Origin of the sequence: Alishewanella sp. d11, from assembly GCF_049390205.1 — a bacterium.
Taxonomy (GTDB): Bacteria; Pseudomonadota; Gammaproteobacteria; order Enterobacterales; family Alteromonadaceae; genus Alishewanella.
The window spans coordinates 2,771,296-2,794,994 of the sequence record NZ_CP186547.1; the positions used below are offsets into that span (position 1 = coordinate 2,771,296).

19 protein-coding genes and 6 tRNA genes are annotated in these 23,699 nt (G+C 46.0%); 10 read left to right on the forward strand and 15 right to left on the reverse strand.

Annotated features, from left to right (window positions below; genetic code table 11):
* Nucleotides 1-3 precede the first annotated feature (3 nt).
* Entirely contained in the window at nt 4-798 is a 795-nt protein-coding gene (nagB, locus tag ACO1PK_RS12615; RefSeq protein WP_423185965.1) for a glucosamine-6-phosphate deaminase, read from the reverse strand.
* A gap of 220 nt (nt 799-1,018) precedes the next feature.
* Between nagB and ACO1PK_RS12620 the strand changes: the two genes are divergently transcribed.
* The 7 genes from ACO1PK_RS12620 (at nt 1,019) to ACO1PK_RS12650 (ending at nt 3,854) form a co-directional block, all read left to right on the forward strand.
* Nucleotides 1,019-3,133 (forward strand): hypothetical protein, encoded by a 2,115-nt coding sequence (locus ACO1PK_RS12620; RefSeq protein WP_423185966.1) that lies wholly within the window; start codon nt 1,019-1,021, stop codon nt 3,131-3,133.
* Between the two features lie 138 nt (nt 3,134-3,271).
* Nucleotides 3,272-3,347, forward strand: a tRNA-Ala gene (locus tag ACO1PK_RS12625).
* A gap of 12 nt (nt 3,348-3,359) precedes the next feature.
* A tRNA-Glu gene (locus ACO1PK_RS12630) sits at nt 3,360-3,435 on the forward strand.
* A gap of 31 nt (nt 3,436-3,466) precedes the next feature.
* Nucleotides 3,467-3,542, forward strand: a tRNA-Glu gene (locus ACO1PK_RS12635).
* A gap of 25 nt (nt 3,543-3,567) precedes the next feature.
* Nucleotides 3,568-3,643 (forward strand) — tRNA-Glu (locus tag ACO1PK_RS12640).
* A gap of 48 nt (nt 3,644-3,691) precedes the next feature.
* Nucleotides 3,692-3,767 (forward strand) — tRNA-Ala (locus ACO1PK_RS12645).
* A gap of 11 nt (nt 3,768-3,778) precedes the next feature.
* Nucleotides 3,779-3,854: transfer RNA gene (locus ACO1PK_RS12650), tRNA-Glu, on the forward strand.
* A 1,263-nt stretch (nt 3,855-5,117) separates the two neighbouring features.
* On the opposite strand, the gene ACO1PK_RS12655 is transcribed toward ACO1PK_RS12650, so the two are convergent.
* The gene (locus tag ACO1PK_RS12655; protein ID WP_423185967.1) at nt 5,118-5,705 is read right to left on the reverse strand and encodes an arylesterase; all 588 of its coding nucleotides are present in this window, start codon (nt 5,703-5,705) and stop codon (nt 5,118-5,120) included.
* Between ACO1PK_RS12655 and ACO1PK_RS12660 the strand changes: the two genes are divergently transcribed.
* Nucleotides 5,704-6,408, forward strand: coding sequence for an ABC transporter ATP-binding protein (locus ACO1PK_RS12660; protein ID WP_423185968.1), 705 nt, complete (start codon nt 5,704-5,706; stop codon nt 6,406-6,408). The genes ACO1PK_RS12655 and ACO1PK_RS12660 overlap by 2 nt on opposite strands.
* Nucleotides 6,398-8,884, forward strand: a complete 2,487-nt coding sequence (locus ACO1PK_RS12665) for an ABC transporter permease (protein WP_423185969.1) — start codon at nt 6,398-6,400, stop codon at nt 8,882-8,884. The genes ACO1PK_RS12660 and ACO1PK_RS12665 overlap by 11 nt, the downstream gene beginning before the upstream one ends.
* 75 nt (nt 8,885-8,959) lie before the next feature.
* Here ACO1PK_RS12665 and ACO1PK_RS12670 read toward each other — a convergent pair whose 3' ends face one another.
* The 5 genes from ACO1PK_RS12670 to ACO1PK_RS12690 form a co-directional block, all read right to left on the reverse strand.
* Nucleotides 8,960-9,844: a TIGR01777 family oxidoreductase gene (locus ACO1PK_RS12670; RefSeq protein ID WP_423185970.1), complete on the reverse strand. Its 885-nt coding sequence runs from the start codon at nt 9,842-9,844 to the stop codon at nt 8,960-8,962.
* Nucleotides 9,845-9,914: 70 nt separating this feature from the next.
* Nucleotides 9,915-10,277, reverse strand: a complete 363-nt coding sequence (gene folX, locus ACO1PK_RS12675; protein ID WP_423185971.1) for a dihydroneopterin triphosphate 2'-epimerase — start codon at nt 10,275-10,277, stop codon at nt 9,915-9,917.
* An 88-nt stretch (nt 10,278-10,365) separates the two neighbouring features.
* The gene (locus ACO1PK_RS12680) at nt 10,366-11,685 is read right to left on the reverse strand and encodes an ATP-binding protein (RefSeq protein WP_423185972.1); all 1,320 of its coding nucleotides are present in this window, start codon (nt 11,683-11,685) and stop codon (nt 10,366-10,368) included.
* A gap of 18 nt (nt 11,686-11,703) precedes the next feature.
* Nucleotides 11,704-12,381, reverse strand: coding sequence for a response regulator transcription factor (locus ACO1PK_RS12685; protein WP_423185973.1), 678 nt, complete (start codon nt 12,379-12,381; stop codon nt 11,704-11,706).
* A 2-nt stretch (nt 12,382-12,383) separates the two neighbouring features.
* Nucleotides 12,384-12,671, reverse strand: coding sequence for a PepSY domain-containing protein (locus ACO1PK_RS12690; protein WP_423185974.1), 288 nt, complete (start codon nt 12,669-12,671; stop codon nt 12,384-12,386).
* A 433-nt stretch (nt 12,672-13,104) separates the two neighbouring features.
* On the opposite strand from ACO1PK_RS12690, the gene ACO1PK_RS12695 reads away from it, so the two are divergent.
* The gene (locus ACO1PK_RS12695) at nt 13,105-13,413 is read left to right on the forward strand and encodes a ComEA family DNA-binding protein (RefSeq protein WP_423185975.1); all 309 of its coding nucleotides are present in this window, start codon (nt 13,105-13,107) and stop codon (nt 13,411-13,413) included.
* A 13-nt stretch (nt 13,414-13,426) separates the two neighbouring features.
* On the opposite strand, the gene ACO1PK_RS12700 is transcribed toward ACO1PK_RS12695, so the two are convergent.
* The 8 genes from ACO1PK_RS12700 to ACO1PK_RS12735 form a co-directional block, all read right to left on the reverse strand.
* Entirely contained in the window at nt 13,427-14,653 is a 1,227-nt protein-coding gene (locus ACO1PK_RS12700; RefSeq protein WP_423185976.1) for an EAL and HDOD domain-containing protein, read from the reverse strand.
* A 129-nt stretch (nt 14,654-14,782) separates the two neighbouring features.
* Entirely contained in the window at nt 14,783-16,279 is a 1,497-nt protein-coding gene (putP, locus tag ACO1PK_RS12705) for a sodium/proline symporter PutP (protein WP_423185977.1), read from the reverse strand.
* A gap of 266 nt (nt 16,280-16,545) precedes the next feature.
* Nucleotides 16,546-18,204 carry a BatD family protein gene (locus tag ACO1PK_RS12710; protein WP_423185978.1) on the reverse strand — a complete coding sequence of 553 codons (1,659 nt, stop codon included), beginning with the start codon at nt 18,202-18,204 and terminating at the stop codon, nt 16,546-16,548.
* Nucleotides 18,198-20,006 (reverse strand): VWA domain-containing protein, encoded by a 1,809-nt coding sequence (locus tag ACO1PK_RS12715; protein WP_423185979.1) that lies wholly within the window; start codon nt 20,004-20,006, stop codon nt 18,198-18,200. The genes ACO1PK_RS12710 and ACO1PK_RS12715 overlap by 7 nt, the downstream gene beginning before the upstream one ends.
* Nucleotides 19,996-20,982, reverse strand: coding sequence for a vWA domain-containing protein (locus tag ACO1PK_RS12720; protein WP_423185980.1), 987 nt, complete (start codon nt 20,980-20,982; stop codon nt 19,996-19,998). The genes ACO1PK_RS12715 and ACO1PK_RS12720 overlap by 11 nt, the downstream gene beginning before the upstream one ends.
* Nucleotides 20,975-21,499, reverse strand: a complete 525-nt coding sequence (locus ACO1PK_RS12725) for a DUF4381 domain-containing protein (RefSeq protein WP_423185981.1) — start codon at nt 21,497-21,499, stop codon at nt 20,975-20,977. The genes ACO1PK_RS12720 and ACO1PK_RS12725 overlap by 8 nt, the downstream gene beginning before the upstream one ends.
* On the reverse strand, nt 21,489-22,475 hold the full coding sequence (locus ACO1PK_RS12730; protein ID WP_423185982.1) for a DUF58 domain-containing protein: 987 nt from the start codon (nt 22,473-22,475) through the stop codon (nt 21,489-21,491). The genes ACO1PK_RS12725 and ACO1PK_RS12730 overlap by 11 nt, the downstream gene beginning before the upstream one ends.
* Complete coding sequence (locus tag ACO1PK_RS12735; protein WP_423185983.1) at nt 22,475-23,428, reverse strand: AAA family ATPase; 954 nt, start codon at nt 23,426-23,428, stop codon at nt 22,475-22,477. The genes ACO1PK_RS12730 and ACO1PK_RS12735 overlap by 1 nt, the downstream gene beginning before the upstream one ends.
* Nucleotides 23,429-23,699: the final 271 nt, after the last annotated feature.

Here is a 23,699-nt window from a genome sequence, read left to right on the forward strand (position 1 = left end):
GCCTTAAGCTTTCCCTAAGCGCGCAAGCAGCTGTTCATTTTCCTGCTCAATATGTCGGTAAAACGCGATATTTTCTAAATGACTTGCGGCGGCTTCATCAATTACCACCACTACATTTTGATGTAATTGTAAGGCAGATGCAGGGCAACTAGCACTTAACGGGCCCTCGATCATCGCTTTTACGGCTACGGCTTTACTTTCGCCAGTCGCCAGTAAGATCACCTTACGAGCATCTAAAATAGTCCCAATGCCCATAGTGATAGATAAGTGTGGTTGGTATTCGTCGGCGCTAAAAAAACGGGCATTATCGGCAATGGTTTCTTTGGTTAGGGTTTTAATACGGGTACGAGAGCGCAAACCCGATGATGGCTCGTTAAAACCAATATGGCCATTGCGACCCAAGCCTAGTAATTGCAAATCAATACCGCCGCTTTCGACAATACGCTGCTCATAATCCTGACAAGCTTGTAAAGGATCAGCTGCGGCACCTTCAGGCACTGCAGTGTTTTCAGGCAGAATATCGATATGATTGAACAGCTGTTGTTGCATGAAAAAGCGGTAGCTTTGCGGATGTTCTGGTGCAAGCCCAAGGTATTCATCTAAGTTAAAGCTTTTAACTTGGTTAAAGCTAATTTTTTTTGCCTTGTAAGCGCTAATCAGTTGCTGATACAAGGCAACAGGCGTTGAGCCAGTTGCCAAGCCTAATACGGAATCAGGTTTTTGCATGATCTGGCGTATAAAAATCGCTGCTCCATACTCTGCTACCGCTGTTGCATCTGCTTTTATTACAACTTGCATTTTCAGGCTCTCCGCTAAATTAACATCGTATTTTTGTGTGCAATGTAGCAGATATAATCATCAATGACAACGCTGTCATTTTAAGGATGTGAGATTAAATTTAGTCCCCAAAATCATACAGATCACGTCCTTTCGTACTTTTTTTGCATTAAAGCATGACAAGCGACTTGGCACTGCATTATGCTGGGTTTACCTCACTTTAGTCTCATGGAGCCGAAACTTGTCTACTACTACCACACATCAATGGCGTTTCTTTCGCTCAGGCGGATTTGATCAAGTTAGTATTGCCACACCAGCCGATTTACTTCACCTTGGCGAATTAGATCCTAAACTTTGGACGGTGTTAAATTGTCCGACTACCGGCTTAGAGTTTGATAGTGCAACCTTAGTAATGCTAGACCAAGATAAAGATGGTCAAATCCGGGTACCAGAAATTCTTGCAGCGGTAAAATGGAGTTGTGAACGTTTAACGGATCTTAATCTGATGTTTGCACAGCCTGGCTTGCCATTAGCTGCGATTACCGATAGTGATGATGAAGGCGCAGGAATAAGAAATGCGGCTGAACAAGTATTACGTTACTCGGGAAAAACAGCAGAAGAGTCTATTCAGGTTGCAGATTTACTGAATACCAGTTGTTTATTTGCTGCAAATCACTTTAATGGTGATGGTGTTGTGGTCCCTGAGCTGACAACTGACGCCGAGCTACAACAATTTATCACGGCTATTTTAAATACACAGGGCGGTCTGGCTGATCGTAGTGGGGTTACTGGCGTTAACAAAGACAGTTTACAGCAGTTTTTGGCTCAGGCTCAAAGTGTTGTTGATTGGCATGCCGCTTTCGACGCGAGTCAAGTGACGTTGTGCCCATTAGCAGATCAAACCGCCGCTGCCGTTAGCGTTTTTGAACAAGTTCAAGCCAAAATAGACGATTACTTTTTGCGTTGTCAATTAGCAGCTTTTGATGGAAAAGCGGTGCAAAATCTTAATCCTGCTACGTCAGTATACGACAATCTTGCCAACAAAGTGATTGCTAAAGCGGATAGCGATATTGCAGCTTTACCGCTTTCGGCGATTACAACTGACAGTATTTTAGTACTTAACCAAGGCATAAACCCAGCATGGGCGAGTAGGATGCAAGAGTTTGCTGACAAGGTGCTCACGCCTTTGCTCGGTAAAGCTTGTACCGAATTAAGTTTAACCTTATGGCAGAATATATCAGCACAGCTCGCAGCATGGCGTAATTGGATGGCTGCGCGTCCTGATACCGCAGTACATGAGCTGAGTTTAACGCAGTTGCAGCAGTTTTTAGCAAGCGATTTACCAACTAAATTAGAAGCGTTAATTGCCGAGGATCTGGCTGCTTGTACTTTTGCCAATAATTTACATGCTTTGGAAAAATTAGTACGTTATCAGCGCGACCTTGTTACGTTGCTAAGAAATTTTGTGAGCTTTAGTGATTTCTATCAAGGTAAACAGAAAGCTATCTTTCAAGCAGGTACACTCTTTATAGACCAGCGAAGCTGTGATCTGGTGTTGCAAGTTAACGATGTTGCTCGCCACGCTACCATGGCCCCCTTCAGCGGCTGCTATTTGATTTATTGTACTTGTACCCGCCAAGGCGAGGCACCGCTTAATATTGTCGCTGCTTTAACGGGTGGTGATGTTGACGAGCTGATGGTTGCTGGACGTAATGGGGTATTCTACGACCGTAAAGGGCGTGATTGGAAAGCCAGTGTTACTAAAGTAGTGGTGCAACCTGTCAGTATTCGACAAGCATTTTGGACACCTTACCGCCGCATTGCGGCCTTTATTGAGCAGCAAGTACAAAAGTTTGCTGCATCACGCGATAAGGACATTGAAGCTAAAACAACGGCTGGAGCACCAACTGCCAGTAATTTTGATATTGCTAAATTTGCCGGTATTTTCGCTGCTTTTGGTTTAGCTGTAGGGGCGATGGGTACGGCGCTCGCGGCAATAGTCTCTGGGTTATTTCAGTTAGCTTGGTGGCAAATTCCGTTGGTATTAATCGCGTTGGTCTTAGTGGTATCTGCGCCCTCGATGATTATTGCTTATCTTACGCTGCGTCGACGCAACCTTGGTCCCTTATTGGATGCTAATGGTTGGGCTGTCAATACACGAGCTAGGATTAATGTGCCTTTTGGTGCGGCATTAACCAACTTAGCTACGTTGCCCAAAGGATCCAAAAAAGCCTTGGTCGATCCTTTTGCAGAAAAACCTAGTGCTTGGCCTTACATTATTGCTGCCGTGGTTATTTTGATGGTTGGCGTAGCTGTATGGCAAACTTGGTTTAGTGCTTATGTTGTGATTTATTGATAGGACAGGGCGCTTAGGTTAAATTTTATTCTAACGAATTGGTGTGCATAAAAAACTGTTGACACTTTTGAGGCACACCCCTAGAATGCGCCCCGTGTTCAGCGATAAGCGTTGCTTGTTGTTGGTACAGAAAAGTGTGGGGCTATAGCTCAGCTGGGAGAGCGCTTGCATGGCATGCAAGAGGTCAGCGGTTCGATCCCGCTTAGCTCCACCAAGATTTTATTGCGTCCCCTTCGTCTAGAGGCCTAGGACACCGCCCTTTCACGGCGGTAACAGGGGTTCGAATCCCCTAGGGGACGCCACTAAATCTCACACTTTTCAGACTGTTACAGCGTCCCCTTCGTCTAGAGGCCTAGGACACCGCCCTTTCACGGCGGTAACAGGGGTTCGAATCCCCTAGGGGACGCCAATTCAGTCATGCATCACACTGTTATGTCCCCTTCGTCTAGAGGCCTAGGACACCGCCCTTTCACGGCGGTAACAGGGGTTCGAATCCCCTAGGGGACGCCACTTACTGAAGTGGCTATTTATCCCAGACTCGATATTGCGAGATACATCGGGGCTATAGCTCAGCTGGGAGAGCGCTTGCATGGCATGCAAGAGGTCAGCGGTTCGATCCCGCTTAGCTCCACCAATTTCCAGTGCGTCCCCTTCGTCTAGAGGCCTAGGACACCGCCCTTTCACGGCGGTAACAGGGGTTCGAATCCCCTAGGGGACGCCATCTATCCTTACACTTCTTCTCTTGAAAATCTTAATCGTCATAAATCGGTGTGGATACTGCGTTTACCACCTCGTTTTTTTCTTGTTTGGCCCGATTGCTCACTAATCTCATTTAAGCCCTTGGCTGCGGTAGAATTTTTGTAACAGCAGCATGGATGCTGCGCAGGCTGAGTGGGCACAAGGATGTGATCCTCGAAGCCGGTGGAGAAAATTACTACCCTGCTAAGGGCGTTGCTCCGAGCTTGAATCTGCAGTTTCTTAACGTTACGCAGGTTCTGGATTAGTGCATCCGGTGGCTAAACGCGCCGTATCGCTTTTTAGCGGGACCGCTGTGAATACATCCCTGTACGCTTGGGTTTTTCATCCCTGAAAAACACGTCCCCTAAAAAGGATACTATGCGTTTACCACCTCGTTTGATTTCTAAGTTTCGTGACGGTACATCAATTTTTTTAAGCCCTTGGCTGTTAGGAAGCCAGTTTGCCATCTGTTAAAAAACACCAATACAGTCAGGCAGCGAGCCGATATTGCTAAACAAAGCGTGTACGGCATGGATGCCGGACAGGAGCCTACAGGGAGGTATTTACGGCGTCTTTGTGTGCAATATCGGCTGCAAGCAGCCTGACGGTTTGGCTGAAGCGATCCTAGAAAAGAAACTTCAAAGCCGGTGGAAAAAATTACTACCCAGTTAAGGGCGTTGCTCCGAGCTTGAATCTGCAGTTTCTTAACGTTACGCAGGTTCTGGATTAGTGCATCCGGTGGCTAAACGCGCCGTATCGCTTTTTAGCGGGACCGCTGTGAATACATCCCTGTACGCTTGGGTTTTTCATCCCTGAAAAACACGTCCCCTAAAAAGGATACTATGCGTTTACCACCTCGTTTGATTTCTAAGTTTCGTGACGGTACATCAATTTTTTTAAGCCCTTGGCTGTTAGGAAGCCAGTTTGCCATCTGTTAAAAAACACCAATACAGTCAGGCAGCGAGCCGATATTGCTAAACAAAGCGTGTACGGCATGGATGCCGGACAGGAGCCTACAGGGAGGTATTTACGGCGTCTTTGTGTGCAATATCGGCTGCAAGCAGCCTGACGGTTTGGCTGAAGCGATCCTAGAAAAGAAACTTCAAAGCCGGTGGAAAAAATTACTACCCAGTTAAGGGCGTTGCTCCGAGCTTGAATCTGCAGTTTCTTAACGTTACGCAGGTTCTAGATTAGTGCATCCGGCGGCTAAAGACGCCAAGCATTAAAAGACAACGCCAACTAATTGCTAGTCGCTTTGCAGCTGCGACACCAGCTCATACATAAAATCCCGGATCAAAGGCTGAGCATCGGCATTAGGATGAATACCATCTTGCATCATCAGCTCCGGCCTAATGGCAATCTCATCCATAAAAAATGGCCAAAGCGTAATTTGCTGCTCTGCGGCTAACTTAGGATAAATATCGGTGAAACGTTGTACATAACGTGGTCCATAGTTAGGAGGGATACGTATTTGCATTAACAACGGTACCGCATTATGCTGCTTAACCAGCAAGATGATTTCTCTGAGCTGATTGGCGATTAAGTCGGGATTAAAACCTCTTAGGCCGTCGTTACCACCTAGCTCAATTAATACCCAATCTGGCTGATGTTGTGCCAGTAGTGCCGGTAAGCGAGCAAGACCGCCACCGGTTGTTTCGCCACTAATACTGGCGTTAATCAGCGTAAGCTCGGTTTTTTCGGCAAGCAGTGCAGGCCAACCTTGTGATTCCTGTAAGCCGTAGGCAGCACTTAAACTATCGCCCAGAATCATTAACTTTTGTGCCAGCAGCGGCTGGCTAAATAAAAACATTACAATAACTAAGAACATGCGCATGACTACATTACCTGAAATTCATATTAAAGCGTCTCAATTAGCTAAACGGGTTAACGTTAGCGAAGGATCACTGACTATCCTGCATGATATCAGCCTGACAATCAATCAGGGTGAAACCGTTGCCATTGTCGGAGCCTCTGGCTCGGGCAAATCTACCTTGCTAAGCTTGTTAGCCGGCTTAGATGTGCCGAGTAGTGGTGAAGTGCACTTAGCAGGCCAGCCATTACATCTTTTATCTGAAGATGAGCGGGCAGGGATCCGTGCCCGTTATGTTGGTTTTGTCTTTCAATCTTTTCTGCTACTGCCCAGCTTAACGGCTATGGAAAATATCACCTTACCCGCAGAGTTAGCCGGTGATAAGCAGGCGAAACAGCGTGCTATAAGTTTATTACAACAGGTCGGTTTAGCTGAACGTGCCGATTTTTATCCAGCTCAGCTGTCTGGTGGTGAGCAACAACGTGTGGCTATCGCCAGAGCCTTTATCACCCAGCCTGCCATTTTGTTTGCTGATGAACCCTCTGCCAATCTGGATGCGACTACAGGGCAAAAAATTGAAGATTTACTCTTTGATTTAAATAAACAACAGGGCACCACCTTAGTGCTAGTTACCCATAACGAAGCGCTAGCGGCGCGCTGTCAGCGGCAACTGAAAATGCAAGCAGGGCGTTTTATTCAGCCAGAGGAGTTAACGCATGTGGGCTAGTATTGCCTGGCGCTTATTCTGGCGAGAGTTAAAACGCGGCGAGCTATGGGTTATCGCTTTTGCTTTGTTTTTGGCGGTATTTTCTGTAGTAAGTTTAAGCGGTATTACCCAGAGTGTGAAAGTCGCTTTAGAGCAGCGTAGCGCTCAGTTTATTGCGGCTGACCGCGTGCTGGGATCTACGCAAGCTTTTAATCCGGAGATTATCCGTTTAGCCGAGCAACAAGGTCTAGCTACTGCCCAGCAAATGCAATTTGACTCTATGCTGTTTAGCGAGCAAGAGATGCAGTTGGCAACAATTAAGGCCGTTAGCTCCAGCTATCCGTTACGGGGCGAGCTCATTTTACATCGATCTACCAGTTTGCTGGCTGGAGAGGTGGGAGAGTTAACACTCGGCCAGATTTGGTTTGAACCGCGTTTGCTTGATTTATTGCAAGTCGCGATAGGTGATACCATTGAACTGGGCGCTGCGCGGTTAACTGTCGCTGGCGTCATTGTCAATGAGCCGGATGCGCCCTTAAGTGTGTTTGGGGGATCGCCAAGGGCTATCATGCATTTAGATGATGTAGCCGCCTCTGGCATAGTGCAGCCAGGAAGTCGCATCGGTTATCGCTATTTATTTGCTGGCACAACGCCACAATTAGACAGCTTTGCCGAGGCAGTCAAACCTTTATTAACGGTGCATCAACGTTGGCGTAATCGTGATCAGCAATCCGCAATAGGTGGCGCCCTAGAGCGGGCGGAACGCTTTTTATTACTCGCCGGTTTATTAGGGATAGTATTAGCGGCTTGTGCTGCAGCTGTCGCCGCTAATCGCTACAGCCAACGCCATGTGCAAGCGGTTGCTATTATCAAGGCGCTGGGCGCGACTACCGCGCAGGTAAGGCGTATCTACGCCAGTCACCTCAGTTTGGTGGTACTGTTTAGTTTATTGATTGGTTTACTGGCTGGCCAAGTGGTATTACTTGCTGCAGAATCTGCCATTTTGCACTATGTCGGCGACTTTAGGCCTGAGCTGAGTTTACGCCCGCTTTGGTTAGGCAGCTTAACCTGTGTGCTCTGTGCGGGCTTGTTTGCTGCCAGACCCCTTTGGCAGCTTACCGTAACGCCCGCTATCCAAGTACTAAAGCAACCTGCGGTGACCTTTAGCTTTGATAAATGGCAGCTTGTCACCGGCGCGGTGGCGGTGTTTGCATTAATGTGGCTGTTCTCAGGTGAATGGTTAATTAGTATTGGCTTGTTTTTAGTCTGTGGCATCTTTATTGTCTTGTTACTTGGTGTGGCGGCGTTGTTAGTCAAAGCGGCAAAACCGGTGGCTGCAGGCCAAAGTAGTGCGGGTAAACTGGCGTTAGCTAACCTAAGGCGACGGTTGTGGGCGAACAGCTTTCAGCTAATTACCTTCTCACTTGCCCTGTTTTTAGCCCTGTTATTGTACTTTGTGCGGGCGGAATTAATTGGCCAGTGGCAGCAACAAATCCCAGAAGGGGCACCCAATCACTTTTTAGTGAATGTCAGCGAAAGCCAACGTACGGAACTTGCCGAGTTTGCCAAGGCGCATCAGTTACAACCTGAGCCCTTTTATCCGATAGTGCGAGGCCGTTTAGTACAGCTCAATCAGCAAATTATGCGAGAAGAGGCGACGAAAGAGGAGCGTTCTGAACAGCAAACCGGTATCGGCCGCGAGCTTAACCTGACTTGGCTAGCTAATTTACCCCCAGCCAATAGCATTTTCGCAGGTCAGTGGTTTACTCCGCAAAGCAGTAATGAGGTGTCGGTTGAGCGCGAACTCGCAGAGCGTGTTGGCATCTCACTGGGTGATCAGTTGCAGTTTTCAATTGGTGGTCAGTTGGTTTCAGCGCAAGTCAGCAGTATTCGTGAGGTGGATTGGAACAGTCTACAGCCGAATTTCTATATGATCCTAAGCCCTGATGTATTACAAGATTTTCCAGCAAGTTACATTACGGCTTTTAATATTGATGCTGAGCGTTATCAGCTGGTGAATCAGTTAGCCAGACAAATGCCTACGGTGACGGTAATAAGCGTTGAGGCAATCATCAAGCAAGTACAGGATATTATTGCCCAAGTGACGTTGGCGCTGAGCTTTATTCTGGTGATTATTGGTTTAGCGGCTGCCTTGGTCTTAGTGGCACAGGTGCAAGCTACTCTAGAGCAACGAGAGCAAGAGCTGGCAATTTTACGTACCCTAGGTGCACGTTATGCGTTTTTACGTAATGCACTTATTCTAGAATTTACTTTCTTAGGGGCGCTAGCGGGCTTATTTGCTACGGTGTTAGCAGAAATATTACTCCTAACCTTACAACAGCGCGTGTTTGAATTACCCTTTAGTTTTAATTACACCTTATGGTGGTTAGGGCCGGTGAGTGGCGCGCTATTAGTTTCGCTGTTAGGGTGGTGGCAATTACGGCAATTATTACGGGTGCCCAGTGCGACCTTGATCCGTCGCGTTTTACAAGGGTAGCGTTGTAATATCCTGATTTGATAAAGAAAAAAGCAGCTTACTTAAGCTGCTTTTTTGTGCGCGGGAAACGCTCAACTATAAGTTCAGATCCGCCAAGGCGGCTGCAAGCTGGGGATAGCTGAAATGAAAGCCCGCATCCAGTAGTTTTTTGGGAACAACGCGTTGGCCATATAACAAGATTTCTGACATTTCACCAAAGAGTAATTTGGCCATAAATGCCGGCATCGGCAGCAGGGCCGGGCGGTTTAAGCGTTTAGCAAGCGTTTCGGTGAAACTGCGATTGCTGACAGCTTTGGGTGCGACCGCATTTATGGGGCCAGACAGACTTGGCTGTTTTAGGATAAAGTCGATTAACGCCACCATATCTTTTAGGTGGATCCAAGACATATACTGCTCACCCGAACCTATTACACCACCTAAACCGAGTTTAAACGGGGGCAGCATCTTTTTTAACGCGCCACCGCGTTCTGCCAGCACGATACCGGTGCGCAACATACAAACCCGCGTGTTCTCGCTACTCGCTTGTTGTGCTAAGTTCTCCCAACGCGCACAGATATCATGACTAAACTCAGGAAAATAAGCCTGGTAGTCTTCGGTAATTTCCTGGTTAGCTTGCCGGCCGTAATAGCCAATAGCAGAGCCGCTAATAAAGGTTTTTGGTGGCGTAGCAGCTTGTTGGATTAATTGCGCTATTTGCTCAGTGACTTGCCACCGGCTTTCACAGATCTGCCTCTTTTGAGCTTCTGTCCAACGTTTATCGGCAATTGGCTCACCCGCGAGATTAACCACCGCATCTAACTGATTAAAATCAACTTGGGATAAGGTCTGGATATAGTGAACTGCCTCAGTATTTTGCCGAGTTTTATTACGTGTTAAAATCCAGATGCGGTGCTCAGTTTGCCACAATGTTGTCAAGGCGCTACCGATTAAGCCGGTGCCGCCGGTGATCAAAATATTCATGCTGTTGCCCTTTTTGCTATCAGTGCCAACACCCTTTGTAGACACTGATACTATGCTTAAAGTATAGCCATTATTTATTGATCGATAATGTTAGGGATACGGAGTCGGCAAAACGTAAAGCATGTGGCTTATCAATTTCCACTTCAGCAAAACTGACTGAGGGATGAGCACTGGCGAGTGCCAAGACATCTGCCGTGAGTTTTTCAAGTAAAGCAAAACGATTATTTTCGACTAATGCGATGATTTGTTTAGTGATGGTTCTGTAATTGAGGGCCTTGGACATATCATCAGAGTTCGCTGCGTCCAAGGCACTGTATTGAATACGTGCGTTTACAACTACATCCTGTTTATTCGCAATTTCATCGTCGTTAATGCCGATATAAGTACGTAAGCGCAAATTCTTAATTTTGATCGTTGCTGGATTAAGTTCCATTATTTATTCCTTGGTAAAAATACTTAATTACTTGCAGATTACGGTGCAACACCCAGAGAAGATCAGTTGGTTGTAGGTGGCTAGCGCATTACACCTCGTCTAAAAAGGTGAGGGTAAACTGGGCTCCACCCAGTTCACTGTCACCGATAGTAATAGTGCCAGAATAGGAGTTGATCAATTCTGCTACTATCGATAAGCCAACACCATGGCCGTCAGCATAGGTATCAAGCCGGATCCCTCGCTGAAATAACTCTTGTCGTTGCGTGGGGGGGATGCCAGGGCCATCATCTTCAATAATTAATTTCAGTGGATGCTGTTCAACCCTTACGCGTACTTTTTTATGGCAGGCTTTACAGGCATTATCGAGCAGGTTACCCAACATTTCCATCATATCGGTTTCGTCGCCACGAAAAAAAGCCTCCTCAGCACAGCTAAGCTCAATCACGCAGTCCTTATCACGATAGATTTTTCGCAAGGCATTAATAAGCTTTTCTGCTAAAGGCAGCAGTGCGGTTTGTTTCTTCCAAATATCCTGACCTGAGCTACTGGCTTTTTTCAACTGATGCTCAATCATAGCGGTAATGCGATCTATTTGTTCTTTTAGTTCAGGTTGTTGTGCTAAAGGCGATGTTCTTAGCACTGCCACGGGGGTTTTTAAGGCATGGGCTAAATCACTAAGGTGATTGCGATAGCGCAGTTTTTGCCGGTTTTGGCTGGCTAATAACAAATTTAAATCTTCTTTAATCACTTTTAGTTCAGAAGGATACTTGCCGTTCAGCTGTTCTTGTTTACCGCGTTCTAGCTGACGAATTTCATAGTCAAGCCGGGTCAGGGGTTTAGTTGTCCAGTAATAAGCTAAAATACTCAGCAGCAACAAGCCTACGGCTATCCCTGAAAACCAACGTAGTAGGGTTGAACGAAAGCTTTGATGCGGAGCTAGCAACAGTGCTTGGTCTTGTACAATATGGATGGCCAACGGATAAGCGCTGTCACCCGAATCGAATAAAAAAGCAATGCTAAGGATCTGATAATCTGAATCAGCTTGAGTCATTTCATAAAAAATATGCTGACCGGGTGTCAGTTGGATATCAGGTACGACAAAAGCTTGATTTAAAGACGAGTCTGACTGCCATAACAACTGCTGACCATCGCTGACAAAAGCGCTTAAGCCAGAATCTGGACGATAAAAGTCTGGCGCTAACGTATTGTTATTTAGTTCTATTTTTCCATCAGTCAAATGCAGCTCTGATAGAATGGCGTACATATGTACTTCCATTTTTTGTTCTGCATTGGTAATAAGTTGCTGCTGGAATGCTTGCTCTATCGCGATAAACGAACTGGGCAGCAGCAGCAGCAGTAATACTGCGCTCACTAGCCCTTGCCGTAATTTTAAAGGGATGACTTTCATTTAATGTACTGTGAGTACCTATTCAACGGTCAAATTAAAACGATAGCCACGGCCTCGCAGTGTTTCTAGCGGTTTCAAATCGCCATCAGGATCCAGCTTTTTGCGTAAGCGTAGTACAAAGACTTCTATAACATTACTGTCTAAATCGAAATCCTGATCGTAAATGTGTTCAGTCAGTTCGGTTTTTGAAATCACTTTACCCGGATTAAGCATAAAGTACTCAAGAACTTTGTATTCATAAGCTGTCAGGTTAACTTCCTCATCACGCAACCACACTTGCTGGGTTCGGCTATTCAAGGAAATGGGGCCAGAGTTCAATGTTGGATCCGGTTGGCCCGCTGCGCGGCGGATTAACGCATTACAGCGCGCTAATAATTCTTCGTTATGAAAGGGTTTAGTAAGATAATCATCGGCTCCTGCATCCAAGCCTTCTACTTTTTCTTGCCAGCTACCCCGAGCCGTAAGAATAATAATTGGGGTTTTGATTTCTTGTTTTCTTGCCTTACGGATCAAGCTAAGCCCATCTATTTTCGGCAAACCTAAGTCTATAATCGCTAAATCGTAGGGATATTCAGAAATTTTGAACCAGCCATCAGCGCCGTCGATCGCTAAATCCACACTAAATTGTTGTTGTAACAATTGATTCTTGATCTGATCCGCTAACAAGCTTTCATCTTCAACAACTAATACTCTCATCACTATTCTTCCCTTTTGACGCGGCCATTTTGACCATCCACCACGACATTAACGACTCTACCGTCAGCCTGCATCACTCGAACTTTGAATTGTAGTGGCTCACTTTGCACTTTTAATATCTTACCAGGGTAATGCTGTTGCGCTAATTGAGTCGCTATTTCTTTAGAAATGACTCGATTTTTCGACTGATTTTGCTCTCGCGCCGGTGGCTTCTTTTCATCTGCAAAACTTTGTAAAGGTGCAGCAACCAGCATAAAACTGCAAATTAGTACGGATATCAATCTCAACATAGTCTCCACCCCATTTCAGTGTACAACTTACTTTTCACTGAAGCTGCAGTTAGCCATCAAATCGCCACTGAGACAGGTTCACCAAGGATGTAGCAAGAAAGGTCTGTTTCAGCCTTAATCAACCAGCATCCACTCGCTGCTAAGTACAATTTGTGTAATGTACTGAAATATCTTGCCGACGGCAATCAACAATATCAACAGCATAGTCACTTATCGCTTAATTGCGGCTGAATACCAATGATAAATTTTGATAAAATTATTTGCAAAAAAGTTGCAAAAATAAAAAATAAAACTAAATTTAAAACGATCGGTTTGATAATAGTTTTAGATGCTTGCTGTATTGCAGGGTTTAACGCCGGTAATAGCCGATCCCGGGGAGGATCTTGTTGCTCGATTATCGCAGCATGCTATCTAGCCGTTTCTGGAGGAAACAATGATGAAACAATTCTTTGCCGCTATGTCATTAGCCATTATGGTGTTATGTGCTAATCATGCTTTAGCCAATAGTAATACCCAGGAAGTGACGCGAGTGGCGGCAGAAGCCAGTACTAAACTACGTCTGAATCAAGCCAGTGTTGAGCAATTGATTGCAGTACCTGGCTTAGGACAAGTTAAAGCGCAAGCAGTGGTTGATTATATTGCGCAAAACGGGGCAATTAAGAGTGAAGCCGACCTGACAAAAGTAAAAGGTATTGGCGAAAAATTAGCTGCCCGCATTGCTCAATATGTAAGTTTTGATTAACAAAGTTTAAGCCTTAGGCAAGCTCACCTAAGGCTTTCATTTGTTCGTTAGCCCATTGTACGGCTTTATGATAAGCATCGGGTACTTTTTTGGTATCAAGTCCTAACAGCTTAATAATAGTATTCGCCTCATCCCAGTTAGCATTTTCGTAACATTCAATGAGTCTGATGAAATCGGCAAGTACACCCGTCTTAGCGATTAGCGCCTCTTTGATATCGTTTGCCAAAGGCAGTTTTGCCATAACATTTTCAATCGGCTCATCCAGAATGGCATCCATTAATGACATCATACCTGTTAAAAACGCTTTATCTAAGGCAACAATATTACCAATTGACGCTAAGCCTTCGGCAAAGTTTGCTCGAGTCATGGCAAGTCGCATTAGCTCAGCGGGTTTATCTGAGCTGATTTGTGCAGTAAACAGCAAACTTAGGAATTTCTTTAATTCTGTTTGGCCTAGTACTACAAGGGCATGTTTAATGGTGTCAACCTCAACTCGTCTTTTGAAAATAGCCGAATTGCTATAGCGCAGTAATTTGTAGGCAAGGGTGACATCGCGTTTAAAGACCTCTGTGATTTTTACTAAATCGATATCCGCTTTGGATGTTTCATACAATAGCTCTGCTAATGCAAGTTGCGAGGGTGATAAGGCTCGTGTCTGCATCATCTCTGGTTTAGAAAAAAAGAACCCCTGAAAATAGGTAAAGCCTTGTTCAAGCGCTTGTTGAAACTCTTCGTTGGTTTCGACTTTTTCAGCAATAAGTTGCACATGCGGATAGTCCGCTAAAACCAGTTTGATTTCTTCAATCTGTGCCCGACTTGTTTTGCGGAAGTCGATTTTAATCATATCAATGTAAGGATAAAAATGCCGCCAAACTGATTTATGGATATAGTCATCCAAGGCTAAGGTATAACCTTGGGCTTTTAACTCAATACATTCAGCTAACAACCTTTTACTGGGTTGAACGGTTTCAAGTATCTCTACAATAACTTGTTCCGCAGGGAGCATGGATGGATATTTTTTCACCATGGTTTCGATAGTGAAGTTAATAAACCCTGGTTTATCGCCAAGAAAATCTTCAAGACCAAAAGCAAATTGACTGCCTTCGATCATTTTAGAGGTAGCCTCATCACCATCAATGTTAGGAAAAGCATTCTCCACGCCATCTCGAAAGAGTAACTCATAGCCGAACAACTCCTTGTTACGATCCAGAATAGGTTGGCGGGCGGCATAAAAAAACATAAAGGATGATTCTCCAACAAGAACTGCGATGAATTGGGTTTAATGTAGCAAAACGCTGAGGTTAAACGCCAGCGTAATCAAGTAAGCTTTTAACAATGAGTTAAGTTAAAAGCTTACGATTGTGCCAACTTACTGCTGCGCTTTTAAGTTTAGCAGCATTTTATCAAATAATTGCTGCATCGTTATGCTGGGGGTTTTACCAGCTAAGCTGACTACAACAATGGCTAAGGTGCTTAACAACACGCCTGGCACAATTTCGTACATCAGGCTGCTTAACGGTTGCTCATTGATGCTGATGGGGGCATAAATCCAAAATAGCACCGTTGCTGCGCCCACAATAATACCACTTAATGCGCCAGCAAAGGTCATACGTTTCCAATATAAACTGAATATAATCAATGGACCAAAGGCCGCACCAAAGCCAGCCCACGCATTACTGACTAATTGTAACACTGAGCTATTACGATCATAGGCTAAGCCAATAGCAACAAGCGCAACCATTAGCACCGATAACCGGCCAATAACCACCAGCTCTGTTTGAGAAGCACTGCGATTGATAAAGGTTTTATAAAAATCTTCGGTTAGAGAGCTAGACGTTACTAATAATTGTGACGAAATAGTACTCATAATTGCCGCAAGGATGGCCGCAAGTAAAAAGCCACTGATTAATGGGTGAAACAGAAATTGTGAAAACACAATAAAGATGGTTTCTGGATCGGACAAAGTCATCTGTGTTTTGGCGACATACGCAATACCAACAAAGCCGGTCATTACCGCGCCCACAATAGTCACTAACATCCAACTCATGCCAATGCGGCGTGCGGTTTTTATGTCTTTGACGGAACGAATAGCCATAAAGCGGACAATAATGTGCGGCTGGCCAAAATAGCCAAGCCCCCAACTTAAGGCGGAGATAATGGCTAGCGCTGAACTCGCTCCCACCCAGTGCATCAAATCTGGATTAATCTGGGTGACAATTTGGTTAACTTCAGTAATACCACCTAAGTGCTGAATAGCGACGATCGGCACTAACACCAGTGCCAAAAACATCAAACAGCCTTGCACAAAATCGGTGAGACTGACCGCCATAAAGCCGCCTATCAGCGTATAAATGACAACCACACCCGCAGTAACATACAGACCTAATTCATAATCTAGATTAAAAGAACTCTCGAACAGTTTCCCGCCGCCAACTATGCCCGACGAGGTATACAGTGTGAAGAACACCACGATGACCAGCGAGGAAACCATCCGTAATAAACGCGTTTTATCTTCAAACCGTTTCTCAAAGAAGTCAGGAAGAGTAATAGCATCTTGCGCTAGCTCGGTATAGACCCTTAAGCGTGGCGCTACAATTAAATAGTTTAAATAGGCGCCAATCAGCAGGCCGACGGCAATCCAAGTGCTACTAAGGCCTGAAATATACATAGCACCGGGTAAACCCATAAGCATCCAGCCGCTCATATCTGAGGCACCAGCGGACAGCGCCGTAACGCCTGGGCCTAATTTACGGCCTCCCAACATATAACCTGAAACATCGTTATCCGTCGTTTTATAGGCGTATAGACCAATGCCAATCATGGCCAAAAAATAGAGGGCAAGCGAAATTAACGTGGCAGTTTCCACAGTGTTAGCTCCTGTTATTGTTAGAGGTTATAGGGGCGAATTAACCGGTTGTGTCCTTTGGTGCGGTGGCAAACAAGGTCAATCAGCAACATACTGAGTTGACGTTTGCTGACGTGGTAGTTAAATGAATAGTCATCAGCAAAGGTCAAATCGTTAGTAGATGCTAACAAGTCAACCACAGGGATGCCAGTGCTTTTGCGCAGAGTTATCTTAAAAGTCGGGTATTCTAACGAAAAGGTGCTGCTATAGAGCAGCACCTCAAGGCGTTACAGTGGGTATAAAGGGTTTAATCCGCTATTTTTTGTGTCCACTTTTGCCGGACGCCAGCTGCGCCAAACTTGGTATAAGGTTATCCCTTGCCAAGGTTCTTGCTGTTTACCATAACATTGCTTAGCTAACTTATGGAGTTCAGAGGTAAATAAAGGATCCCCGACTAATTGTGCTAATTGTTCCAGTGATTTTACCGACGGGGAAAACTGTGCCTTGCCCCAGAGTAGTAATTGCTCTGCAGCGAGTTTGGCATCCGCGGTTTTACAGGCTTGCCGTAATAGCTTATCAGCAAAAGGCACTCGGCTGTGCTCTACTGGCGCAACCTGAGCCTTAGCCGACGCGGTTCTTTTAAGCGCAAACAGCGCTACAGAGAATAGCCAGCAACACAATAGTACAGTACTGGTATAGTTCCATTGCCATGGGCTCACGTTTGGTACCTGCTCTAGACTAGGTTCGGCGAGTGCAATAGGCGCTGTTGCCAGATTGCCGCCAGTAACTTGCAGCGTTCGAGCGGGCAGTACTGCTACTTCTTGAGTCTGCGTTTGGCTATTCCACCAAGGCAAACGGATTTCGGGGAGCGTCAAATCGCCTGATTCATTAGCAATAATGGCGGTTGTAAAGATTTTTTGTGCTACCAGCCGGTTACTTCGCTCAGCCCCTTTTGCCTGAGGTTGCTCCTGATAAAAACGCAGTTGCTCAGGTAATTGCTGATTAATATCCGGTAATTGACTACTTGCGACATCGACCGCAGACAAAGTAATAATGCGCGTGACCGGTTCGCCTACCTTAAGCTCTAAGCTGGCTGGTTGCCATTCTTCGGTTAAAGTAACCAATCCTGCAACTAGCCAGCTGCCATTAAAATCTGCCGGCTGGGGCTTAACGTCAATAGTGATTGGCTTTGCTTCCTGCATTACGGTTTTACTTCGGGCAAAATAATCAAAACGGTTAGTATCGCGCACTACCACTTCGCCCGTAAATAAAGGCGGTGCTATGGTAAAACTCCCACTACGTTGTGGTGTAATGCTATAACGGCGGGTGATGGTGCGATAGCGCACGCCATTCACCAGTGCTGAACCTTCTACATCTTGCCCAACGCGCTGAATTTCTGCGCTTTCCAGCTGTGGTTCTGTTAAATTACCTCTTTGCAAATCACCACTAAAATAGATGACTACATCGTAGTACAGCATTTGCTGGACATAAATTTCGCTGCTGCCATTCAGCGTTACCTCGACAAAGAGCTCGCGTGAGCCATCTGTACTGTTCGCACTGGCCGTTTCCGCCAGCACCTTTAACTCAATTGGTTCTGAGCGTTGCCCATTAATCTCGAAAGCGGGGATAGTAAAGGTGCCACTGGTCAATGGAAATAAGGTAAAGCTCCAACGCGTACTATGTGCACTTACGCCATTGATAACTTGAGTACTTTGGCTGATGGAGGGGGCCATTACTCTAAAATATTGTTCCAGTTCACGGTAATTAAGCGCATCTGCGGCTAAACGCGCATCCGCTGTTACTGTTAAAGTAATGGCTTCTCCCGCCAGCGCCGGATTTTTATCGACCTGACTGTGTAGGCTATTCAGAGCTAATACGGGGACACTAATACCGAGCAAAAGCACAAGATGTACATAACAGATAAATCTTAACAGCGGGCTTACCATTCCTGACGGGCTCCTGAAGGCGGTTGAGTTCGACGTTTTTGATGTTCAAGTAGCATACGATTCCGCAGTAAAATACCTGGGTCATCTTGAACTTTACGTAATAAGTTTTCCAGTTCCTGCTGCTGCTCAGGGGTGGCATTTGGCCAGTTTTGTTCAACAAGCTTCTGTTGCGCCATTTGCTCAGCTTCTTCTTTATTTACAGTCTCCTCAGCGCTTGCAGAAGCCTGCTGTTGTTGCGCTTCGGCGGTTTGCTGCTCGCTTTCTGCTGTTTGTTGCTCTGTGCTACTTTGAGGGGAAGAGGGGCTATTTTGTGCCGCAGATTGCTGTTGTTCAGCACTCTTTTGCTGTTCTGCACTTGCTGATTGCTCAGCGGATTGTTGCTCAGACGACTCACCTTGTTGTTCGCTTTGCTGTTGCTGTTGCTCATTCTGTTGCTGCAGCAGTTGACGCATCAACTCCGCATTAGCCTTTGCTGCCGCGTTATTTTCATCCAGTTTAAGGGCTTCCTGATAGGCATCCAGTGCTTGCTGATATTGCTGCTGCATCGCCAGTGCATTGCCTAAATTATGCCAAGCCGCGGCAGAGGGCTGTTGTTCGAGCGCTTGCCAGAATGCTTGCGCTGCTTGGTCATACTGACCAGAACGATAAGCCGCATTGCCGCGCCATAAAGGATCGCTAAACTTTTGCTGCGCTTGCTCAAATTCTTGTTGCGCATAGTGCTGCTGAGCTTGCTGCTCTTTGCTTTGCCATAAACTTTGCCAACTGCGAGCATCTGCTTGGGGTAAATATAAGGCGGGAAGCAGCAGCAAAATGGGCGCTCGGCGCGCTAACCATAACGCGAAGGGCAACAGTAGCCAAACAAGATACACTGCATTATCTTGCCATTGATCACCCGCAAAGACCTGTTGTTCAGGTTGACGCTGATTGCTATTAGACAGTCGATTATCGGCTATAGCTTGTAAATCGCGGTTATCCGCGGTGGCAGCTTGAAAAACACCGCCTCCTTGCCGCGCTAACACTTGTAATTGCTGCAGTGGCACCCGTGGAATCACCACCGCGCCTTGTCGATTTTTTAATAGCTCGCCATTTTCTAAGCGAACCACTGCACCTTCGCTTTGCCCTAAGGCTAAAATAGATAAACGATAGGGCCAGTTATTCAACAACTGTTGGATTTCATGATAACTATCGCTATCAAACCCATCAGTAAACAGCACGACATCGCCAGTGGGATAGCCGGCTTGTTGTAATAAACTTGCGGCAAGTTGCAACGCAGAGAGTACATTCGAGCCCTGCGCGGGCATCAGTTCGGGTCTTAACGTCGGGATCTGTAAACGAATATTATTATGATCGGGGGTCAGTGGTGAGATAACAAAAGCTTCAGCTGCAAAGCTAATCAATGCTAAATCGCCTTCACGTAAGGTTTCCACAAAATCTAAGGCTTTAAAACGTTGTTGCGTTAAACGATCGGGTGCCATATCCGTGGCGCGCATGGATAAAGACATATCCATAATCAGTACCGTGGCGTTTTTCACTGTCAACGCGGGTTGGGGTAATTTTTGCCAAGTGGGGCCACTTAAGGCCAGCACACTGAGTAACCAACATAAAGCTAATAAAGGCATAGCCCAGGGTTGTTTATGTTGTAATTGCTGACTAATCAGTACGATGGGTTGTAGGTGATTGGCAATCAGTTGTTGCCAAGGACTAAAATCCTGACGGTGCGAATACAACAGCCACCAAAATACTGCAACCGGCAATAATGCCAATAGCCAAAATGGGCGTAGCAAATGAAAATCAGCTAACATGCTTAAACACTCCCGCCCAGTTAATTTGACGCCAGGCCAAGATAAAAGACAACAATAATGCTAATGCCAAAGGCCAATGCACTAGGCTGCGTTGTGGACGAAACGTCAGCTCTTCTCTTTCAATCGGTTCTAATTGATCTAGTAATTGATAGATGCTGCGAAGTTCCTGCGGATTGCGAGCGCGAAAATACTGACCACCTGTTTCAGTCGCCAATTGAATCAGTAAAGGTTCATCCAGATCCTGTGATGGATTAATAACGCGTTGTCCAAACAAGCTTTGTTGCAGCATTTGCTCTGCACCTAAACCTACCGTATAAATTTTAATACCGGCGGCTTTAGCCAGTGCTAAAGCTTCTAGCGGTTGTATCTCACCCGCATTATTTGCACCATCGCTTAGTAAAATCAGTACCTTGTTTGTCGCTTCGTAGCTATTAAGTCGTTTCACGGTCAAGCCAATAGCTTCGCCAATCGCCGTTCGCTGGCCAACTAACCCTATTACGGACTCTTCTAAAAACTGCTGTACTGTCGCTAAATCAAAGGTAAGGGGTGTTTGTTGATAGGCGGCATCGGCAAATAAAATCAACCCTACGCGATCACCCTCGCGGGCGGCAATAAAATCGCGCAATACCATTTTCATCGCCTCAAGGCGGGTGATATTGCCTGTAGTATATGGCATATCTGGAATATTCATCGAACCAGACAAATCAATAGCTAACATCAATTCTCGACCGGGTTGTGGTAAACTGACTGGCTCATCTAGCCAACGGGGTTGGGTGGCACTAAAAACCAATAAAATCCAAATAAGTGCCGCCAGATAGGGGGCAACCGTGCGTAGTTCTGAGCTGGCGATACCGGGCTTGCCCAATTTTGCCAAAGCCGGTAAGTGCAGCGCGCTGCCAGCAGGCTGACGCTTTTTCTTCAGCAGCAAAGGCAAGGGTAATGCCAGCAATAGCCAAGGGTAAGCTAAATCAAGCATGTGTTTTCTCTGCCTGTGGCGCAGTTTCAGCGGGCAATGCGCCGCGATTTGCGCCGGTTTTAGAATTAAAGTGCGTAATAATATAAGCGCAGGCCTGCCACCATTGCTCTCTAGTTTGCGCGGAGCTAGTGCGCGGATCTTGATACAGTAAGCTCGCTAAATCCGGCAGAGGCATTGTCGCAGGCAGCAAGCTTTGTAAGAACTGCTGCCAGAGCTGGGTAGAACCACTTAATAGCGGATGCTGTGGATGATAATTTTGCAATAAACGTTTCAGCAACTGATTCAGGGTCGCTATAGAGGTCGGTTCTTGCCAATTAATCTGCTTAAGCTCTGCTAGCGCTAATCTACGAGGACGATCATTGCGCCAAAGGCGATAAGCAAGCACACAGCCTACCATCAGAGCGAGTATCGCCAGCACCAATAACAGCCAATGCCCGAGAGCCGGCTGCCAGGGGATCACCCGTTCAGGCTCGATAATATCAGCGAGATAAGATAATAAATCAGGTTCAGCGGCCATAATAGCGTCTCGATAACTGACTAACCAAGGGTTCAGCACTGCTAAAAGCGACAAATTTACAGCCTAGTTGTTGTAACTGTAGCTGTAGCTGCTGGTTTAGCTGTTGTTGCTGTAACTGATAGCGTTGTTGCAGCTGGCGATCGCCTAAGCTGACTTGCACCGATTGCTCAGCAGCATGCACCAGTGCGATGCCTTGGGCTGCGTTTGGGAGTTGTTGCTCTAGCGGATCAAATAGCTGACAACAATGAATTTCATTATGCTGAGCAATCAGCTGCAAATGACGCAAGCTTTCCGGATCCAACTGCGAAAAATCAGACAAGATATATAATAAGCTACCTGGTCGCAGCAAACGTCGCAGCTCGGCAAGTGCTGTCGATAACGATAAAGGCTGCGGATCCCGTGCAGCGTCTTTAGCTTGCTGTTGGATATCAATCAATGCCTGCAGGTAATGTAATACGCCACGGGTACGGCTGGCTGGTTTAAGTAAGCGATGGCTATACTGGCCAAACACCAAGCCCGCTAACTTATCGCCTCGGGCTTTACTATGCCAGCTGATCACTGCGGCTAAATGGGCGGCCTGAACTGACTTAAGCAATAATGCTGAACCAAACTGCATGCTTGCGCTCAGGTCGGTTAAGATAAACACCGGTCGCTCTTTTTCTTCCCGAAACAACTTGGTGTGCACCTTGCCAGTACGAGCTGTGACGCGCCAATCAATAGCGCGTACATCGTCGCCAGGTTGGTAATGGCGAACCTCATCAAACTCCATACCCCGGCCTTTGCTTCTGGCCAAATAGGTGCCCGCCAATTTACTTTGAATCGCTATAGTAGGACGCAGATCTAAAAGCTGTGTATGGCGTTGATACCACAGCAGCTCAGGCAATGCTAAGTTCACCCCATCGCTTTGTAAGGTTTGTAACCACACTAAAGGATCCGCGGGCTTAGCCAAAGTGGCGTCTGCACGTTGTTTATTCATTAAGGAACCGCAACCTGTTGCAAAATTTCATCTAGTACCTGATCGGTACTGATCCCCTCGGCTTCAGCAGCATAGGTTAAAATTAAACGGTGGCGCAGCACATTGTGAAAGACGGCTTGGATATCGTCCGGAGTGACAAAATCTCGCCCATTTAACCAGGCTCGCGCTCTAGCACAGCGGTCTAACGCAATGGTGGCACGTGGGCTGGCGCCATAACCAATCCAACTGGCTAATTTAGCACTGTAAGCGCCAGGTTGGCGGCTAGCCATAATCAGCTGCACAATATAATGTTCTAGGCTCTCGGCCAGATGCAGCCTTAAAATCGCTTGTCGTGCCGCAAAAATATCGCTTTGGCTAATACGCGGTGCTGTGCTACTCGCATCATTGCGCGCTTCTGCGCGGGTCAGTCGCAAAATATCTAATTCGGTTTTGCTGTCTGGGTAATCCACTTTTAAATGCAGTAAAAAACGATCTAATTGCGCTTCCGGTAGCGGATAGGTGCCTTCTTGCTCCAGCGGATTTTGCGTCGCCATGACTAAAAATAACTCAGGTAGCTTGTAAGTATTTCGTCCTACCGTCACTTGTTTCTCAGCCATCGCTTCTAACAAAGCGGATTGCACCTTAGCCGGGGCTCGGTTAATTTCATCAGCCAGAATGATATTGTGAAAAAGTGGGCCAGATTGAAAAGCAAATTGTCCGGTTTCTGGTCGGTAAATATCGGTACCGGTGAGATCAGCGGGCAGCAAGTCAGGGGTAAATTGGATACGATGGAATTCCCCTTCAACACCTTGTGCTAAAGCATTGACAGCACGCGTTTTTGCTAAACCTGGTGGGCCTTCCACTAAGAGGTGACCATTGGCAAGAAGTGCTAGCAAGATACCTTCAGTCAGCGCTGGCTGGCCAATGACTTGGCTATCTAGGTACGATTTTAGTGATGTAAATGCCTGAACCATAATATTTTATCTTTTTTAAGAATGAATTGGGTAATTTATACACTGCAAGTTTATGTAAAACCACACCTTTTAGAGCAAAGTACTGATAAGGTGGGCATAAACTGATTAGCTTTGCTTTGACGGTAGGACCTTTATAAGGTTCCCTAGAGCAGAAAACAAGAGGTTTGCATCGCTTGCTGTTTACGCTAAGTTTTAAAACAACTGTTTTAATTTAGCTAGACAGTGGTTACAATCAGTCAAGATATCAGAGGTCAGACCTGTGATAATGCCT

Coding starts and splice junctions, on each gene's coding strand:
- nagB (WP_423185965.1), bottom strand. CDS start 798: ATGCAAGTTGTAATAAAAGCAGATGCAACAGCGGTAGCAGAGTATGGA.
- ACO1PK_RS12660 (WP_423185968.1), top strand. CDS start 5,704: ATGACTACATTACCTGAAATTCATATTAAAGCGTCTCAATTAGCTAAA.
- ACO1PK_RS12655 (WP_423185967.1), bottom strand. CDS start 5,705: ATGCGCATGTTCTTAGTTATTGTAATGTTTTTATTTAGCCAGCCGCTG.
- ACO1PK_RS12665 (WP_423185969.1), top strand. CDS start 6,398: ATGTGGGCTAGTATTGCCTGGCGCTTATTCTGGCGAGAGTTAAAACGC.
- ACO1PK_RS12670 (WP_423185970.1), bottom strand. CDS start 9,844: ATGAATATTTTGATCACCGGCGGCACCGGCTTAATCGGTAGCGCCTTG.
- folX (WP_423185971.1), bottom strand. CDS start 10,277: ATGGAACTTAATCCAGCAACGATCAAAATTAAGAATTTGCGCTTACGT.
- ACO1PK_RS12680 (WP_423185972.1), bottom strand. CDS start 11,685: ATGAAAGTCATCCCTTTAAAATTACGGCAAGGGCTAGTGAGCGCAGTA.
- ACO1PK_RS12685 (WP_423185973.1), bottom strand. CDS start 12,381: ATGAGAGTATTAGTTGTTGAAGATGAAAGCTTGTTAGCGGATCAGATC.
- ACO1PK_RS12690 (WP_423185974.1), bottom strand. CDS start 12,671: ATGTTGAGATTGATATCCGTACTAATTTGCAGTTTTATGCTGGTTGCT.
- ACO1PK_RS12695 (WP_423185975.1), top strand. CDS start 13,105: ATGATGAAACAATTCTTTGCCGCTATGTCATTAGCCATTATGGTGTTA.
- ACO1PK_RS12700 (WP_423185976.1), bottom strand. CDS start 14,653: ATGTTTTTTTATGCCGCCCGCCAACCTATTCTGGATCGTAACAAGGAG.
- ACO1PK_RS12710 (WP_423185978.1), bottom strand. CDS start 18,204: ATGGTAAGCCCGCTGTTAAGATTTATCTGTTATGTACATCTTGTGCTT.
- ACO1PK_RS12715 (WP_423185979.1), bottom strand. CDS start 20,006: ATGTTAGCTGATTTTCATTTGCTACGCCCATTTTGGCTATTGGCATTA.
- ACO1PK_RS12720 (WP_423185980.1), bottom strand. CDS start 20,982: ATGCTTGATTTAGCTTACCCTTGGCTATTGCTGGCATTACCCTTGCCT.
- ACO1PK_RS12725 (WP_423185981.1), bottom strand. CDS start 21,499: ATGGCCGCTGAACCTGATTTATTATCTTATCTCGCTGATATTATCGAG.
- ACO1PK_RS12730 (WP_423185982.1), bottom strand. CDS start 22,475: ATGAATAAACAACGTGCAGACGCCACTTTGGCTAAGCCCGCGGATCCT.
- ACO1PK_RS12735 (WP_423185983.1), bottom strand. CDS start 23,428: ATGGTTCAGGCATTTACATCACTAAAATCGTACCTAGATAGCCAAGTC.